This window comes from Chryseobacterium sp. CCNWLW53, assembly GCF_037083525.1.
GTDB lineage: Bacteria > Bacteroidota > Bacteroidia > Flavobacteriales > Weeksellaceae > Chryseobacterium > Chryseobacterium lathyri.
Genome location: NZ_JBAOJR010000006.1, coordinates 115343 through 131383, shown reverse-complemented (window position 1 = coordinate 131383; position 16041 = coordinate 115343). Strand labels below are relative to the sequence as shown.

Annotated in this window: 12 protein-coding genes; 10 read left to right on the top strand and 2 right to left on the bottom strand. The window is 38.0% G+C overall.

Features of this window, described 5'->3' with window-relative positions:
• Together V6R96_RS19070 and V6R96_RS19065 are read left to right on the top strand one after the other, a co-directional pair.
• On the top strand, positions 1 to 699 hold the full coding sequence (locus tag V6R96_RS19070) for an SAM-dependent methyltransferase (protein ID WP_336379915.1): 699 nt from the start codon (positions 1 to 3) through the stop codon (positions 697 to 699).
• 272 nt (positions 700 to 971) lie between these two features.
• Positions 972 to 1349: a hypothetical protein gene (locus V6R96_RS19065; RefSeq protein ID WP_111957713.1), complete on the top strand. Its 378-nt coding sequence runs from the start codon at positions 972 to 974 to the stop codon at positions 1347 to 1349.
• A gap of 69 nt (positions 1350 to 1418) precedes the next feature.
• Here V6R96_RS19065 and V6R96_RS19060 read toward each other — a convergent pair whose 3' ends face one another.
• Positions 1419 to 2333: a DUF4349 domain-containing protein gene (locus tag V6R96_RS19060; protein ID WP_336379916.1), complete on the bottom strand. Its 915-nt coding sequence runs from the start codon at positions 2331 to 2333 to the stop codon at positions 1419 to 1421.
• A gap of 149 nt (positions 2334 to 2482) precedes the next feature.
• Between V6R96_RS19060 and V6R96_RS19055 the strand changes: the two genes are divergently transcribed.
• The 7 genes from V6R96_RS19055 to V6R96_RS19025 all read left to right on the top strand — a co-directional run bounded on the left by V6R96_RS19055 (position 2483) and on the right by V6R96_RS19025 (position 10721).
• Entirely contained in the window at positions 2483 to 3550 is a 1068-nt protein-coding gene (locus tag V6R96_RS19055; protein WP_336379917.1) for a DUF2891 domain-containing protein, read from the top strand.
• Between the two features lie 38 nt (positions 3551 to 3588).
• A complete protein-coding gene (locus V6R96_RS19050; RefSeq protein ID WP_111957707.1) occupies positions 3589 to 4434 on the top strand; it encodes an AraC family transcriptional regulator in 846 nt (281 codons plus the stop codon).
• Between the two features lie 89 nt (positions 4435 to 4523).
• Complete coding sequence (locus V6R96_RS19045) at positions 4524 to 5834, top strand: TolC family protein (protein ID WP_336379918.1); 1311 nt, start codon at positions 4524 to 4526, stop codon at positions 5832 to 5834.
• 23 nt (positions 5835 to 5857) lie between these two features.
• A complete protein-coding gene (locus V6R96_RS19040) occupies positions 5858 to 6970 on the top strand; it encodes an HlyD family secretion protein (protein WP_336379919.1) in 1113 nt (370 codons plus the stop codon).
• A gap of 225 nt (positions 6971 to 7195) precedes the next feature.
• Positions 7196 to 8788, top strand: coding sequence for an MFS transporter (locus V6R96_RS19035; RefSeq protein ID WP_336379920.1), 1593 nt, complete (start codon positions 7196 to 7198; stop codon positions 8786 to 8788).
• Positions 8789 to 8911: 123 nt separating this feature from the next.
• Positions 8912 to 9724, top strand: coding sequence for a siderophore-interacting protein (locus V6R96_RS19030; RefSeq protein WP_336379921.1), 813 nt, complete (start codon positions 8912 to 8914; stop codon positions 9722 to 9724).
• A gap of 292 nt (positions 9725 to 10016) precedes the next feature.
• A complete protein-coding gene (locus V6R96_RS19025) occupies positions 10017 to 10721 on the top strand; it encodes a class I SAM-dependent methyltransferase (protein WP_336379922.1) in 705 nt (234 codons plus the stop codon).
• A 193-nt stretch (positions 10722 to 10914) separates the two neighbouring features.
• On the opposite strand, the gene metG is transcribed toward V6R96_RS19025, so the two are convergent.
• Positions 10915 to 12951 (bottom strand): methionine--tRNA ligase, encoded by a 2037-nt coding sequence (metG, locus tag V6R96_RS19020; RefSeq protein ID WP_336379923.1) that lies wholly within the window; start codon positions 12949 to 12951, stop codon positions 10915 to 10917.
• Between the two features lie 330 nt (positions 12952 to 13281).
• On the opposite strand from metG, the gene V6R96_RS19015 reads away from it, so the two are divergent.
• Positions 13282 to 16038, top strand: a complete 2757-nt coding sequence (locus V6R96_RS19015; protein WP_336379924.1) for a SusC/RagA family TonB-linked outer membrane protein — start codon at positions 13282 to 13284, stop codon at positions 16036 to 16038.
• Positions 16039 to 16041: the final 3 nt, after the last annotated feature.

Genomic DNA, 16041 nt, shown 5'->3' with positions numbered 1-16041 from the left:
ATGCTTTTTCTACTCCCAGCCTATTTATCGGAAAATACTTCTATTACTCACTTTTCACCCGTACTGAAAGATTATATTATGCAGACGGATTATTTCTTTGTGGAAAATGAAAAAACAGCCAGAAAGGTTATTAAATTCTTTGCTCCCGAAAAGAAGCAGTCTGATTTGAAGCTGTTTCTGCTTGACAAGTACACGGAAAATGCTGATATCAAAGAAGCTCAAACGCTCATGCTGCAGGGACAGGACTTTGGGCTCCTTTCTGAGGCCGGGCTTCCATGTATTGCGGATCCCGGAAACCTGATTGTGAAATGGTGTCATGAAAAAAATATCAGGGTGATTCCTGTTTCAGGACCATCATCCATTATTTTGGCTTTAATTTCCAGTGGATTCAATGGGCAGGAATTTACTTTTCATGGATACCTTCCGATAGATAAAGGAGAAAAGAAAAAACAGATTCAACGCCTGGAAAGTTTAGTGCAGCAGACAGGATATTCTCAAATCTTTATGGAAACTCCATATAGAAACAATCCGCTTTTTGAAGATCTTACCAAATTTTTATCTCCGAATACAAAGCTCTGCATCGCAGCAAATATTAACGATCCGGAGCATGAATTAATCCAGACAAAAACCATTAACGACTGGAAAAAAGCAAAGCCGGAACTCCACAAAATTCCTGCGGTATTTGTCTTAGGGAAATAGTTCTCACAACGTCATTGCGAATTGAAAGTGAAGCAATCTCTACAGTAATTTGTCTATTATTTCTCTCGCAGATTTAGCAGATCGGGCAGATCTTTTTTTGTGAGTATTCTTAATCTGAATGATGGGCTAAATCTGTGAGAGATATAAAATCATTCATCAGTTTGAAGCTGTTTCATTTACCATCTTACCTATAAATAAACATTTAACAGCCCTTAACATGCCCTTTGCACCATTCTTGTTCTGTACAGCTTATAACACCAAAACAATAAATTATGTCAGATAAGAAATTAGCAGGACTTTGGATAGATACTGAAAAAGCAATTGTTGTAAAGAATCACGATGCACAGAATGCATTCAAATTTTTCCTTTGCAGTCCTGTAAAAGCAGAAATACAGCATGGAAATTCAAGTGAAAATGCAGCCAATAATGCTGAACGTACTAACCGGATAAAGTTTTTTAAAGAAGTAGAGCATCTTCTGACCAATTCCCAGGAAGTTTATATTACAGGTCCTGGAACCATTCAGGAGGAGCTTAAAAAGTATCTTCATGATACGGCTCAATTTAAGAATTTAACAATAACATTAGATACAGCACAAAAAATGTCAGATGAGCAGGTGCTCGAAACCGTTAAAGATTTTTTCAATGCTTAAATCATTGATCATGCAGTAAAAATCCGGATGTCAGCAACGACATCCGGATTTTTATTTATACAGAAAACGTTATTTTGTACTTCTTCCTGACTTCCATTTTCTCCATAAGAAGATAATAATGGGAATAAGGAGCAGAAACGGCCATAAAGAAATAATTCCCAACAGAAAACTCATAAAGCTGTTCCATCCTTCAGTAACAGAATCTGCAAAGCGGCTTCCGAAACCAATTTTTGAAGTGGCAGAACTTCTTACTTTCTCCTTATATAAACTCAGATTGAGTGTGCTGTAATTTACGCGGTCATCAATGAATCGGAGCCTGCCTTCCGCTACATCAATTTCATCTTCCAGTTCGCGGATGGTCTCCTGGATTTCGATCATGTCTTTTGTAGTAGAAGCGCTTCTAAGCATATCGCGGTATTTCTCGAGATAGATCTTTTTATTGGCCAGTTTGATAGAGACATCGGTATATTCTTCAGTGACGTCATCAGATGAGATATTTTTGGATAAAACAGAACCCACTCCGTCAGAAAATGAATTAATGAGCGCATCGAAATTTTTATGCGGGACACGGATAACAAGGTCTAGATTGTCATCTAGGTCAGTATTTTGAAACTGTTCAGTTTGAATATAAGCATTATTTTTTTTCAGAATATCTTCTACCTGATTCTGGGCTTTTTTAATATCTCCCACTTGGATTTTCATATTGCCGTTTTTAATGATCTTTTTGGCAATAGTGTCCAGCTTTTTCGGGGCTATAGAAGGTTGAGCAGATTTATTAACGGGTTCTGATTTTTCAGAAATAGAGCTAGCAGGAGCCATTTGATAAACTTCTTTTGGCGCTGGAGGAGCCTCCACTTCATACTCAGTGACTGCTACTGCTTTATCAGCTGCTACTGCTGGAGAGGAATTGGCAACGTCCAGTTCGGATTTCTTGCACCCGCTCATCAAAAGCAGTATACATAAAGGTAAAAATAATTTTCTCATGAATATTTTTTATTGAACCTTATCAAGAATTATGCTTAAATCTTTATTTTGTTTCAAATTCACAATATTTTTATAAAATTTATTAAGATTCATTATTTTAATAGTTTTGAAAACAATCTGAAATCTAAATTATTTTCTATTTTTAGGGAATGAAAAAAAGTCTTTTAGCATTCGCATTTTCTCCATTTTTAATGTTCGCTCAGGAAGTTCCGAAACTTACCGATGAAATGGCAGGTAAATTACTTGAAAAACCCCTTCACTGTATCAATCAGGAATATCCAAATAAGACGGCACACATTATCAATAATGCCGGTGAGGTTATTTTGACTCCCAAAGATCTTCACCCAAGTTTTTACGGCTGTTTCGACTGGCACAGTTCAGTGCACGGACACTGGATGCTTGTGAGATTGCTGAAGACTAAACCCAATCTGGCCAATGCAAAAGACATTGAAAAAATCCTTGACAATTCGTTAGCCAAAGAAAACTTGCAGGCTGAAGCTGATTATTTCACAAAATATGAATTGACCACTACTTTTGAAAGAACCTATGGCTGGGCCTGGCTGCTGAAGCTTGATGAAGAACTGACCACCTGGAATCATCCAAAAGCTAAAATCTGGCATGAAAATTTAAAACCTCTCACAGATCAGATTTTAAAATCATGGAAAGCCTATCTTCCCAAACAAACTTATCCGAACAGAACTGGAGTTCATCCAAATACAGCCTTTGGTCTTGCTTTCGCAATCGATTGGGCTATAGCCAATCATGACAAGGAATTTGAGAATCAATTAAAGGAAAAAGCAAAATATTTTTACGGAAAAGACCAGAAAACACCTGCTTATCTGGAACCAGACGGATCTGACTTCTTCTCGCCAAGCCTTGAAATTGCAGACCTCATGAGAAGAGTACTGCCACAAAAAGAATTTGTCCTGTGGCTGAACAATTTTTATGAGAAGAGAAGTTTGGAGAATATTGAGAAAATCCCTGTTGTCAGTGACCTGAGCGATTATCAGACCGTGCATCTGGTTGGACTTTCTTTTTCTAAAGCATGGTGCATGAAAGGGATATCAAAGGCTCTTCCAGAGGGGCATCCATTGAAGAAAGATTTTAAGAAAACGGCAGATGTATTTTTAGCCAAAGGACTTCCTTTATTGTTTCAGGGGAATTATGGCGGAGACCACTGGTTGGCGAGCTTTGCGGTTTATTCTCTGGAAGATTAAAGGTTGTAAGCGAAAATTATATTGGCTACATTTGTGCCATGTCAGCTTTAGAAAAATTTGGTGTTGAAATTTTCACTCAGCATAATATTTTCGAGAGAATTTCTGCGGATAAACCTTTCCGTCCGGAAAACCCTGCCTTTATTTTTATTAAATCAGGGACGATAAAGCTTCGTCAGCATTTCAGTGATCTGGAGCTTTCTGCCAATATGTTTATGGTAACCGACCCTCAGACGATTTATGAAATGGTTTCCGTAAGCGGCGATTTTCAGTCGAGAATGGTTTCTTACAAAAGAGATTTTATCTCTGCACTGTCATTGAAATTCAACAGGCTGATCACCTATCGTTATTTCCGTCAGCAGATGAATAAGGGGGTTCCTTTTCCTGAAAATGAAATGGAAGTGGTCTGGAAAAGTGTTAACTTTCTTAAATATATTTTAGATTCAGATACTGAAATGCTCTACAAAAAAGAGATGGTGGAACATCTTTTCTCCGTTTTCTGTTATCAGATGGCGGGAATTATTTCCAAGGAAGATAACAATTCCATGAATCAGATGTCCAGACAGGAAGAGATTGTTTTTGTATTCCTGACAGATCTCGCAGAACATCATCTTACAGAAAGAACCGTTGAGTTTTATGCCGAAAGGCAGTCGATTACAACCAGACATCTTTCCTCAGTCGTGAAATCCATTACCGGGAAATCTGCCAGCCAGATCATTGCTTTAATTGTAATGAATGAAGCCAAAGTGCTTTTGAACTCCTCCAATAAACCTGTTTCAGAGATTTCTTCAATCCTCGGTTTCAGCGATCAATATGCATTTTCTCACTTTTTTAAAAAGCATCTCGAAGTAAGCCCACGACAGTACAGACATCAGTTTGAAAGTTAAAATCTTACATTTGAACATCTTTTTCCAAAATTCAAACATTTGATTGAATTTGTAGCCACCGTAACTTTGCCTTCGTAAAACAAGGTAAAATGACAAATAATGTAAAAACAGCACTATCATTCGTGATAGCTCTATTCCCTGCGCTGTTTTTTTCTCAACAGATCAAACAGATGACTGCAGGTGAGGCAGCCGATATGGCTGTGAAAAACCACCAGCAGTTAAAAGTGGCTGCGCAGAATATTGACATTGCAAAACAGAGTACAAATGTTGCAAAACTTCAAAAGCTCCCTAATATTACAGCTTCTACAAGCCAGTTCTATTTAGGCGATGCGGTAGCAATAGACAAAGATTTTTCGAACTCAACCGATATTCCGATGCCTCATTACGGAAGCTCATATGCTGTACAGGCTACCCAGCTGATCTTTAAAGGAGGTTTGGTGAATAAGTCCATTGAGATGGCAGGTCTACGTGAGCAGCTTTCAGAACTGGATTTGGAAAAAAATAAGCTTGATGTGAAATTTCTCGTGATCTCCAATTATCTGGATATCTATAAAATATTGAACCAGGAAACCGTTTTTCAGAATAACAAAAAACTGGCTCAGGAACGTCTGAAAAATATCCAGAAGTTTTATCAGCAGGGTATGGTGACCCGTAATGAGGTTATCCGTGGAGAGTTGGCCATCAAAAATCTGGATCAGGGAATTCTTACCCTTACAAATAACAAAAAGATCCTTAATTACAATTTAAATATCGCGTTAGGACTTCCTTCCGATACAGAAATTGTTCCTGTTGAAAGTTTAACGGATAAAGAATCCGGGATCGGTATCGATTATTATATGGATCTTGCTCACGACAGTAATCCTCAGCTGAAATCAGCAAAGAAAAATATTGATGTTGCTGATAAAAATATTGAAATAATAAAAACGGATCAAATGCCAACGCTTTCCGGATTCGGAGGTTATACTTTACAACGTCCGATTACGAATAGAAATCCTGTTTTGGATATGTATTCCGGAGGATGGCAGGCTGGTGTTTCATTGAGCTACAATATTGATAATTTATACAAGACAAAAGAAAAAGTTAAGCTTGGTGAACTACAGAAAACACAGGCCAGCGATGCAGTGATGCTCGTTCAGCAGAATGTAGATATGGCAGTGAATGCAGCTTATGTAAAATACCAGGAATCTATTCAGCAGGCTGATATCCTGAATGATTCCAAAAGACTGGCTGAAGAAAACTACAAGATTACGGAAGCCAAATATTTAAACCAGTTAGCGGTACAGGCAGAAATGATTGATGCGCAGAACCAGAAACTTCAGTCGGAACTGGACTATGCCAATGCGGAGATCAATGTATTGTATCAATATTATAACCTGCTGAAGGCTGCAGGCACGCTTTAATTTTAAAACTGAAAATCAAGATAATGGAAAACAAGGAACAAAATACTCAAAATACCCAGGCCACACCGGCACAGTCGAGAGCAGCCGTTAAAAAGAAACAGAACAAAAAAAATAAAATCAGAGCCATCATTTCTAATACGGTTGTATTCCTGGTTATAGGATTCGGACTTTTCTGGCTGGTCCGCGAATATTTTCACATAGGAGACAAAACGTATACGGAAGCTGCTCAGGTAGAAGAATTCATTAACCCAATCAATACAAGGGTTTCGGCTTATATTAAAGATATAAAATTTATAGAGCACCAGAAGGTTAAAAAAGGAGATACCCTGGTCATCCTGGATAAGAATGAACTATTAACCCAGTTAGGCCAGGCAGAAGCTGCGTATCAGAATGCAATTGCCCAGAGATCAGCAACAAGTTCATCCGTAAATACAGTTTCCAATAACGTAAGTGTCATGGAATCTAATATTGCCGGTGCCAAAGCAAGATTATGGAATGCCGAGCAGAATTTAAACCGGTATAAAAACCTTCTTGCCGCAGAAGCGGTGACCAGACAACAGTACGACCAGATCAAAACAGAATATGATGCTCAGAAAGCAGCATATGAAACCTTAGTCAACCAGAAACAGTCGGCTAACCTTTCCACAACTGAGGTAAAAAGTAAATTAGGAATTAATGATGCAGAGATCAAAAGAACAAAGGCAGCACTGGATATGGCAAAGATCAATCTTTCTTATACTGTCATCACCGCACCTTACGATGGAATCATGGGACGCAGAACGATATCTGAAGGACAATTGATTCAGCCGGGTCAGCAAGTCGCTACCATCGTTCTGAATGGCCAGAAATGGGTAACAGCTAATTTTCTGGAAAGCCAGATGCCTAACATTAAGATCGGTGAAAAGATGACAATGACCGCTGATGCTTTGGGAGGAAAACAATTTGAAGGAGTAGTCACTGCCATTTCAGCAGCGACAGGTTCAAGATATTCCAGTGTTCCTACCGACAATTCTACAGGTAACTTTATCAAAGTACAGCAGAGAATTCCAGTAAGAATAGAATTCAGCAACTCTAATAAAAAAGAAGATCTGGAAAAACTGAGCGCAGGAATGAATATGAATGTAAATATTAATTAGGATTGAAAGATTTAAGCATTTAATGATTGAAAGATTTTAGAAGGGAAGCCGGAAGTCAGAAGAGGGAAGTTGATGCAGACGAATCATAACTTCCGGTCCCTTTCTTATTTTTAATTTTTTTTAAACAGAACTTATTTGGAAAGCAGAAGTATGATGACAAAAGAAACTTCCATCTCCTGCTTCCATCCTCTAACTTCTAACCTCTAATATCTAATTTCTAAATTCATGTACAACAAAGGACTATACAACGACTGGGTACCCAAACCCGTACAGCTGCTGCTCATCGTACTGCTATTGGCAGTCGTGATGCCGCTTGGCGGGGTGTACACCGGAAACATCAGTTATCTGGTGAGCGGTACCGGTGCGATGACAGAATATTTTATGTGGGCCAATTATGCTACCACAATAGGAATGGGCGCCTGTATGCCGATCGTTCTCAGAATGAAGATGAGATTCAAGGTGAGAGATAAAATGACGGTGCTGCTCGTACTTTTAGGAGTATTGAGCTACATCAATGGAACAACGATGCAGCCAATGGTATTTGTGTTTACGGCTCTGTTTATCGGGTTTTTAAAGATGATGGTGACTATTGAATTATTCCTTCCGTTAATGACAATGATCGGTAACAGAGGGATGTTTTATGGACTGTTTTACACCTTTGTTTTAGTGATGAACCAGGTGGCAGCTTATTATTCAGTGGTCGTTTCCATTCATTACAACTGGCAGTATTTTTACATCATTGCAGCGGTATTGTGTTTCATTCTTGCCCTGATCCACTGGATATTTATGCATGATAAATACTTTGCCTTAAAAGTTCCGTTACATTATATTGACTGGATGAGTATCATGTTATTCGTTTCTACGTTTATGTTTTCCGCCTATGTTTTTTCTTTTGGAAAGCAACAGGATTGGTGGAATTCAAAACATATTATGAATGCGAGTATGGCTGCTTTCGTAAGCTTTGCTTTGCTGGTGGTTCGTCAGTTTACTTTAAAAAGGCCTTATTTATCATTCACGATATTCAAAAAAAATAATGTGCAGCATGGTCTGTTTATGCTGTTGTTTCTGGGAATGTTCTTAGGAACGACTGCACTGCAGAATACCTTTGCAGTAGGAGTTCTCGGATATGATCAGCAAACGAACGCAGGGCTGAATCTACTCATGATTCCTGGAATTATCCTGGCAGGAACAATTGCTGTATTTTGGTTTAAAAAAGAAATACCATTGAAAATGTACATCTTCTCAGGGTTTTCAGCAATGATGGGGTATGCATTGATTATGTACTTTTCGATGGTTTTAGAATTCAATTATGAGAACTGGTACCTGCCGATGTTGTTAAAAGGATACGGGACGTGTTCATTGTTCATTTCAGTGTGGTTCTATACCCTGGATAAACTTGAAATGGATGATATGCTGGCTGCAATAGGGCTGGTTTTGGTATGGAGAACGTTTCTTGCGGTGGGCTTTTTCTCAGCATTGTATTCATGGTTTCAGTACCGTTTCCAGATAACAGCGGTAGGAGATCTGGCGGTATATATTGATGGAATGACGGTTAGTCCTCAGACTTTAGCCGCGAATATGAAGACGCTTCAGCTGAATGCCATTATTGTGGCCGGCAAAAAGATCTTCGGATATATTATTTTGGTAGGTTTTGGAGTGCTGCTGTACGTCATGACACATCATTTTGGAAGGGAAAGATTCCGGTATTTGAGATTCATCAGAGTTCTCGGCGGTAAATCTGTAATTGCCAGAAGAAGACTCCGTGAACGGAAACAATTATTAGAAGAAATAAAAGACGCAGCCGGGCCTGCGGTTTAAAGATACCTTGTTTTTCACGAGTAAAGCTCTGCTATAATTTTTTAGTGGGGCTTTACTTTTTTTGAATTATTTAATTTTATTTAGACAAAATAAAATTAAATTTGTATCAATAAATTAAAAGATATGTCAAGAATTCAAACAGGGCGGATTGTTGCAGAACTGATAAGAAAAGAATATATCACAGATCATTACATCAGAGTCTATCTGTATTCTCCCGAAGCTCATTTGTTTAAAAATACCACCATTGGTGATAATAATAAGATCGCTGTTCCTCCTGTAGGTTTGGATGAAATTCATTTTCCGACGTTGGATGAAAACCGCCAATGGGTTTATCCTCCAAAAGAAGTAGCTCCTGCCATAAGAACCTATACCCACAGAGGGATTGATCTGGACAAAAATGAGCTGATCATTGATTTTGTAGACCATGGTGATGGCGGTCCCGCATCAAAATGGGCCCGGGAATCTGAAGCCGGATCCAAACTGGGCATCATGATGCGAACCGAAGCTAAAGAAATGTATCCGGATGCTGAATGGTACCTGTTTGTAGGAGATGCAACTGCCATTCCTGTTCTGAGTGCGATGCTGGAAACTTTACCGGAAACAGCGAAAGGAGTCTGCATCATCGAAGTTCACGGAAAAGAAGACGAACAGATCCTTAAAACTAAGGCTGATATTGAATTTAAATGGCTTCATAATGCAACTCCGCATATCAGCAGTGAGATGGTGGATACGGTAAAAAATATCACGATTCCGGAAACTACTAAATTCGGATATGTTGCGGCCGAGTTTTCAAGCGTTAAAGAAATCCGTACCTATCTCAGAAAAGAAAAAAACTGGACTTCACAGGAACTCAATGCTTATTCTTACTGGAAAGCCGGCGTTGCAGAGAATGAATCGGAAAAGGATAGGCATAAGGAGAAGGATTCGATGGGGTAGGATTATTAGGTCAATGGTGAATTTTGCTTTGCAAGTGAATGGTGAATGGCAGGTTTAAGAGCCGAGAGCCAAGAACCAAGAATCAAGAATCAAGAATCAAGAACCAAGACATCCCATACCAGACAATAATTCATTAACTTAATAATTACGCAGTAACCAGCAACGAACAAACCAGCAACCAAAATCACTTTCAAACTCATTTACTCTCAAACCCTCAAACTCTCAATCCTCACCGCAGACAAACTTGCAATCCGAACCCGAAACTCTTATCTTTGCCCCTTTAAAGACAGCAATGAAAGATTTAATGGGTAAGGCAGTCTGGGATTATTTTCGCAATGAAAATCCTGAGGATCTGCAGACAGAAACATCAATATCAGAACTGGATGAGCTTCCGGTAGCGTATCTTTTCAGAGATTTTGAGGAGATGAACGATATTGAGCAGAAAGCACTTGAGCTGGCTCAGGGGAAAGTTCTGGACATTGGTGCCGGTGCCGGTTCTCATGCTTTGTATCTTCAGAACGAAAGAAATCTTGATGTGTTGGCACTGGATATTTCACCAAAATCTGTTGAAGTCTGTAAGCTTAGGGGAATTAAAAAAGCGGTATGCGAAAATATGCTTGATTTTTCCGGTGAAACCTTTGATACCATCCTGCTTCTGATGAATGGAACCGGAATTTTTGAAAGTCTGGAAAAAATTGATACCTATCTTCAGAAGCTGTACACTTTAATTAATGATAACGGACAGATCCTGATCGACAGCACAGATATTCTGTATATGTTCGACCGTGATGAAGATGGGGGAGTTTATATTCCGGCAGGCGGCTATTATGGTGAACTGGATTATGTGGTTCATTATAAAGGAGAATCTGAAGATCCTATCAAATGGCTCTACCTTGATTTTACAACTTTGAAAAATGCCGCAGAAAATAACGGCTTTAAGGTAGAAAAAATAATGCAGGATGAAGATTCCTATCTGGCAAAACTGACTAAAAAATAAATATTGCCTTGTCATTGCGAGCGCAGCAAAGCAATCTCTTAATACTCTTAATCGCTAAACTCTTTTTAATGGTGTTAAGGTTAATATCAAGTTTTTAAGGTCATTGAGTTTAAATTTTGTTTTAAGGATGGAGTATAAAATAAAAAAAGACACATGATTTTTCATGTGTCTTTTGCTTTATCTTAAAAATAGATTATCCTATCTCAATACCATTTTCCACATTGCTGTCATCCGGTGTTACGAAAGACAGTTTTCCATCAGGTTTTGTCGTTAATAAGAACATTCCCTGAGACTCTATTCCTCTGATCTTTCTTGGAGCAAGGTTCAATAAGATCATTACTTGTTTCCCGATAAGTTCTTCCGGTGTGAAACTTTCTGCAACACCTGAAACCACAGTTCTGATATCAACCCCTGTATCTACTTTGAATTTTAATAATTTATCCGCTTTTTCTACTTTTTCAGCTTCTAAAATGGTAGCTGTTCTAAGGTCTATTTTAGCAAAATCATCAAAAGAAATCTCTTCTTTCATAGGGTTGGCGTTAGGGTTTGTTTTTTTATTGTTTTGTTTGGTCTGTTCCAGTTTTTCAATCTGAGCTTCGATGACGCTGTCTTCAATTTTTGAGAAAAGAAGAGAAGCTTCATTGATTTTATGACCAGTTTCTATTAAAACAGATTTGTTTTCAACATCGCTCCAGTTCACCTGTTCAGCATTGAACATGGTTAATAGCTTTTCAGAGCTAAAAGGCATGAATGGCTCGCAAAGCTGAGCTAAAGCAACTGCCAGTTGAGCTCCTACAAATAAGGATTGTGCTGCTTTTTCAGGGCTGTCCTTAATCGTTTTCCAGGGTTCTTCAGCCTGAAGGTACTGATTTCCGAAACGGGCAAGATTCATTAATGCCGTTAATGCATTTCTGAATTCATAATTTTCCAAGAATCCTGAAATTTCTTTAGCGGTTTTGTTAATTTCTCCTAATTCAGGACTCTTTACATCTCCCTGAGGAACAATACCATCATAATATTTATGGATAAGAACAGCAACTCTATTGATAAAGTTACCGAAAATTCCTACCAGCTCAGAATTATTTTTAGTCTGGAAATCTTTCCAGGTAAAATTATTGTCCTTTGTTTCCGGAGCAGACGAAAGAAGTGCATATCTTAACACATCCTGTTGTCCCGGGAATTCTTCTACATATTCATGTGCCCATACCGCCCAGTTTCTGGACGTTGAGATCTTATCGTTCTCAAGGTTTAAGAATTCAAAGGCAGGAACATTTTTCGGCATGATATAATCACCGTGAGCTTTCATCATTGCAGGGAAGATAATACAGTGGAATACAATATTATCCTTTCCGATAAAATGAACCAGATCACTGTTTTCATTCTGCCAGTAATCTTTCCAATCTTTTCCGTTTTTCTCTGCCCATTCTTTAGTGAAAGAAATATATCCGATAGGGGCATCAAACCAAACGTAAAGCACTTTCCCTTCTGCATTTGGAAGCGGTACAGGAACTCCCCAGTTCAGATCTCTGGTCATGGCACGTGGCTTTAAACCATCATTCAACCATGATTTAACCTGTCCGTATACATTCGGTTTCCAGTCATCTTTATGGCCTTCAATGATCCATTCGTTCAGAAAATCTTCATATTCATTTAAGGGAAGATACCAGTTTTTGGTCTCCTTAAGAATCGGAACATTTCCGCTTAACATGGATTTCGGATTGATCAGTTCTGAAGGCGATAGGGTAGACCCACACTTTTCGCACTGGTCTCCGTAAGCATTTTCATTCCCACAGTTCGGGCATGTTCCTACAATATATCGGTCTGCCAAAAATTCTCCGGCCTGTTCATCAAAATACTGCTCAGAAATCTCTTCCGTAAATTTCCCTTTTTCATAAAGGACCTTAAAGAAATCCTGACTCGTTTCGTAATGCTTTTTAGAGGTTGTTCTGGAATACTCATCAAAAGAAATTCCCAGATCTGAAAAAGATTTTTTGATGATCTCATGGTATTTATCCACAATATCCTGAGGTGTTACTCCTTCTTTTTTTGCTCTAATGGTGATAGGAATCCCATGCTCATCCGATCCGCAGATAAATGCTACATCTTTTCCTAATCTTCTCTGAAATCTTGCGTAGACATCCGCAGGAATATACACACCTGCCAAATGTCCTATATGAACCGGTCCGTTTGCATAAGGCAAAGCTGCCGTAATCATCTTTCTGTTTGACATTTATCGTAAAGTTTTAACTGCAAAGATAAGAATTATCTCCTAGAACCGCCTAATATTCGGTTATAATAAGTTTTTTACCCGTCTGCCAGACAGAAATATTACATTTAGTTAAACAAATGTTTAACTTTTTGTTAATTATATCAATATATTATGCATCGCATATATTAACGTAATGTTATGGAAAACAGATATTTGGTTTTTTAACAGACAAGCAATTTACATAAATTTATCTAAATTTTCAATAATATTATAATAATTCTAAATTTTTTATAAATTGCAAGGCTGGTTGTACAGCATTATTAAAGAAACGAAACTAAAAAAAACGATATTGTGAAAAATTTTACAACGGTATTAAAAATTGCGCCTGCCTTTTTATTGGCTAGTTCAATGATACATGCACAGACACAAGACTCTATAACCAAGGAGAAAAAAATCGAAGAGGTTGTATTGATCGGGTATGGAAAACAAAAGAAATCTGACCTTACAGGATCTATTACTTCAGTTACTGCCAAAGACTTCAACGGAGGAGCAACTTCTGCAGGTCAGCTGATCCAGGGTAAAACACCTGGAGTACAGATTACGAATAACAGCGGTGCTCCGGGGTCGGGTACAAAAATTAGAATCAGGGGAACATCTTCTTTAAGTGGAGAAAACTCTCCATTAATTGTTATTGATGGAGTTCCTCAGGATTTTGTGGGAATGAATGGTGTTTCTGATCCTTTATCTCTCATCAACCCCAATGATATTGAAACATTTGATATCCTGAAAGATGCTTCTGCTACTGCTATTTATGGTAATAGAGCTTCTAATGGTGTTATTTTGATTACAACTAAGAAAGGAAGCTCCGGGAAATTTAAAGTGAATTTCTCAACAGTAGCTTCGGTTTCTACGAAAATGGGAAATGTAGATGTGTTAAATGCACAGGAGTTTAGAGATTTTGTCAATACCTACGCACCGGCAAACTACAAGACCAAACTTGGAAATGCAGATACGAATTGGCAGGACAAGATTTACCAGGCAGCTTGGGGAACAGACAATAATGTAGCCCTGTCAGGAGGTATTAAAGGCTTGCCTTACCGTTTATCATTAGGTTATAACGAACAAAACGGTATTGTAAGATCAAATTCTTTCCGTAGAACCTCAGTAGGCTTGAACTTAAATCCTAAGTTCTTAGATAATCATTTATCAGTAAATGTCAATGCCAAAGGAACTTTCACAGATAACAGATTTGTAGATGGAGGAGTAATCAAAGCAGCTACTTATTTTGACCCTACACAGCCTGTATATTCCGGAAACTCCAATTATGGAGGATATTATGAATGGTTGGATTCAGGATCAGCAACAGGATATAATGTGAATGCCAATACCAACCCTCTTGGGTTAATTGATGGCGTACGAGATGTATCATCTGTGACCAGAGGATTGGGAAATATTCAGTTAGATTACAAACTTCACTTTCTTCCTGACCTGCATTTTAATGTGAATGCCGGTTATGATTATACAAAAAGTGAAGGACACAAATTTAAAGATGCAAACTACAGACCTGGTTACGGTGACAAAGGAAGTTCTAATTTCTACTCGATGGAAAAAAAGAACAAACTTTTGGAAACCTATTTTAATTATGTTAAAAATATAGCTCCAATTAATACAGGAGTAGATATTACAGCCGGATATGCTTACCAGGATTTCCGCACAATTGTTCCGGGAGCTATTACTTATAAAGGAAATGGTACTACTTTACCACCGGATCTAGATTTTGAAACACAGAATACACTAATATCTTTTTATGGAAGAGCTATTTTCACAGTAGCTAATAAGTATATTATTTCTGGATCTGTTCGTAAAGATGGTTCCTCAAGATTCTTTAACGGGACAAGAGATAATGTATGGGGTGTCTTTCCTGGAGTTTCTTTGGCTTGGAAGCTTAATGAAGAAAACTTCATCAAAAATATTTCAGCAATTAGTACTTTAAAATTGAGAGCGGGATGGGGAAAAACCGGACAGCAGGAACTACCGGCTCTAAACGGAAATAAACCTAATAATTACCCTGCATTTGCCGCATATAATCCAAGTTATCCAGGTGCTAGTTATCAATTTGGGAACGAATATTATTTTATGTTCAGACCTGCCAATTATAATCCAAATCTTACATGGGAGACTACCACTACAAAAAATATAGGATTGGATTTTGGTTTTACTCAAAATAGAATTACCGGATCTATCGACCTTTTCAGAAAAGACACTAAGGATCTATTGGTATATGCTGATGAAGCAGCAGGAGGCTTAAGTAATGCCAGCTGGCAAAATGTGGGAGATATGAAGAATGAAGGTATTGAAGGAAGCATTACAGTAGTTCCTGTTAAAAATGAAAAGACTACTTGGGAATTAAGCTTTAATGCAACACATTACAATCCAATTGTAACTAAATTGAAAGACAGAGCAGATGAATCATTCAATATGGAAGTCGGTGGTATTGAGGGAGGTGCCGGAAACAGAATTCAGGCACATGCTGTAGGATATGCTCCAAATTCATTCTGGGTATATCAGCAGGTATATGATACTAATGGAAAACCTGTAGACGGAGCATATGTAGATAGAAACGCAGATGGCATGATCAATACAAAAGATATGTACTATTACAAGTCTACTACTCCGGATGCTATTTTAGGTTTTTCAACTAAAGTATCTCATAAAAACTGGGATTTTGCGCTTAGTGCAAGAGCCGTATTAGGAAACTATGTTTATAACAACATGGCATCCAATAGTTCATTGCAGTCTGCGTCTACAAACGAATACCTTCAAAATGTATTCTCCACTGCTCCAGAATATAAATTCTCTGTACCTCAGTACAAATCGGATATTTATGTAGAGAATGCATCATTCTTAAGATTAGATAATATCAATATTGGCTATAATTTCGGTGAAGTTTTCTCTAAAGGAAGTAATCTGAAAGTATATGGTATGGCACAAAACGTTTTTGTAATTACTAAATATACAGGGGTGGACCCTGAAGTTTTTGGGAACATAGACAACGGATATTATCAGATGCCTAGAGTATATTCATTGGGCTTTAATTTTCAATTTTAAATA

Coding starts and splice junctions, on each gene's coding strand:
- V6R96_RS19070 (WP_336379915.1), top strand. CDS start 1: ATGCTTTTTCTACTCCCAGCCTATTTATCGGAAAATACTTCTATTACT.
- V6R96_RS19065 (WP_111957713.1), top strand. CDS start 972: ATGTCAGATAAGAAATTAGCAGGACTTTGGATAGATACTGAAAAAGCA.
- V6R96_RS19060 (WP_336379916.1), bottom strand. CDS start 2,333: ATGAGAAAATTATTTTTACCTTTATGTATACTGCTTTTGATGAGCGGG.
- V6R96_RS19055 (WP_336379917.1), top strand. CDS start 2,483: ATGAAAAAAAGTCTTTTAGCATTCGCATTTTCTCCATTTTTAATGTTC.
- V6R96_RS19050 (WP_111957707.1), top strand. CDS start 3,589: ATGTCAGCTTTAGAAAAATTTGGTGTTGAAATTTTCACTCAGCATAAT.
- V6R96_RS19045 (WP_336379918.1), top strand. CDS start 4,524: ATGACAAATAATGTAAAAACAGCACTATCATTCGTGATAGCTCTATTC.
- V6R96_RS19040 (WP_336379919.1), top strand. CDS start 5,858: ATGGAAAACAAGGAACAAAATACTCAAAATACCCAGGCCACACCGGCA.
- V6R96_RS19035 (WP_336379920.1), top strand. CDS start 7,196: ATGTACAACAAAGGACTATACAACGACTGGGTACCCAAACCCGTACAG.
- V6R96_RS19030 (WP_336379921.1), top strand. CDS start 8,912: ATGTCAAGAATTCAAACAGGGCGGATTGTTGCAGAACTGATAAGAAAA.
- V6R96_RS19025 (WP_336379922.1), top strand. CDS start 10,017: ATGAAAGATTTAATGGGTAAGGCAGTCTGGGATTATTTTCGCAATGAA.
- metG (WP_336379923.1), bottom strand. CDS start 12,951: ATGTCAAACAGAAAGATGATTACGGCAGCTTTGCCTTATGCAAACGGA.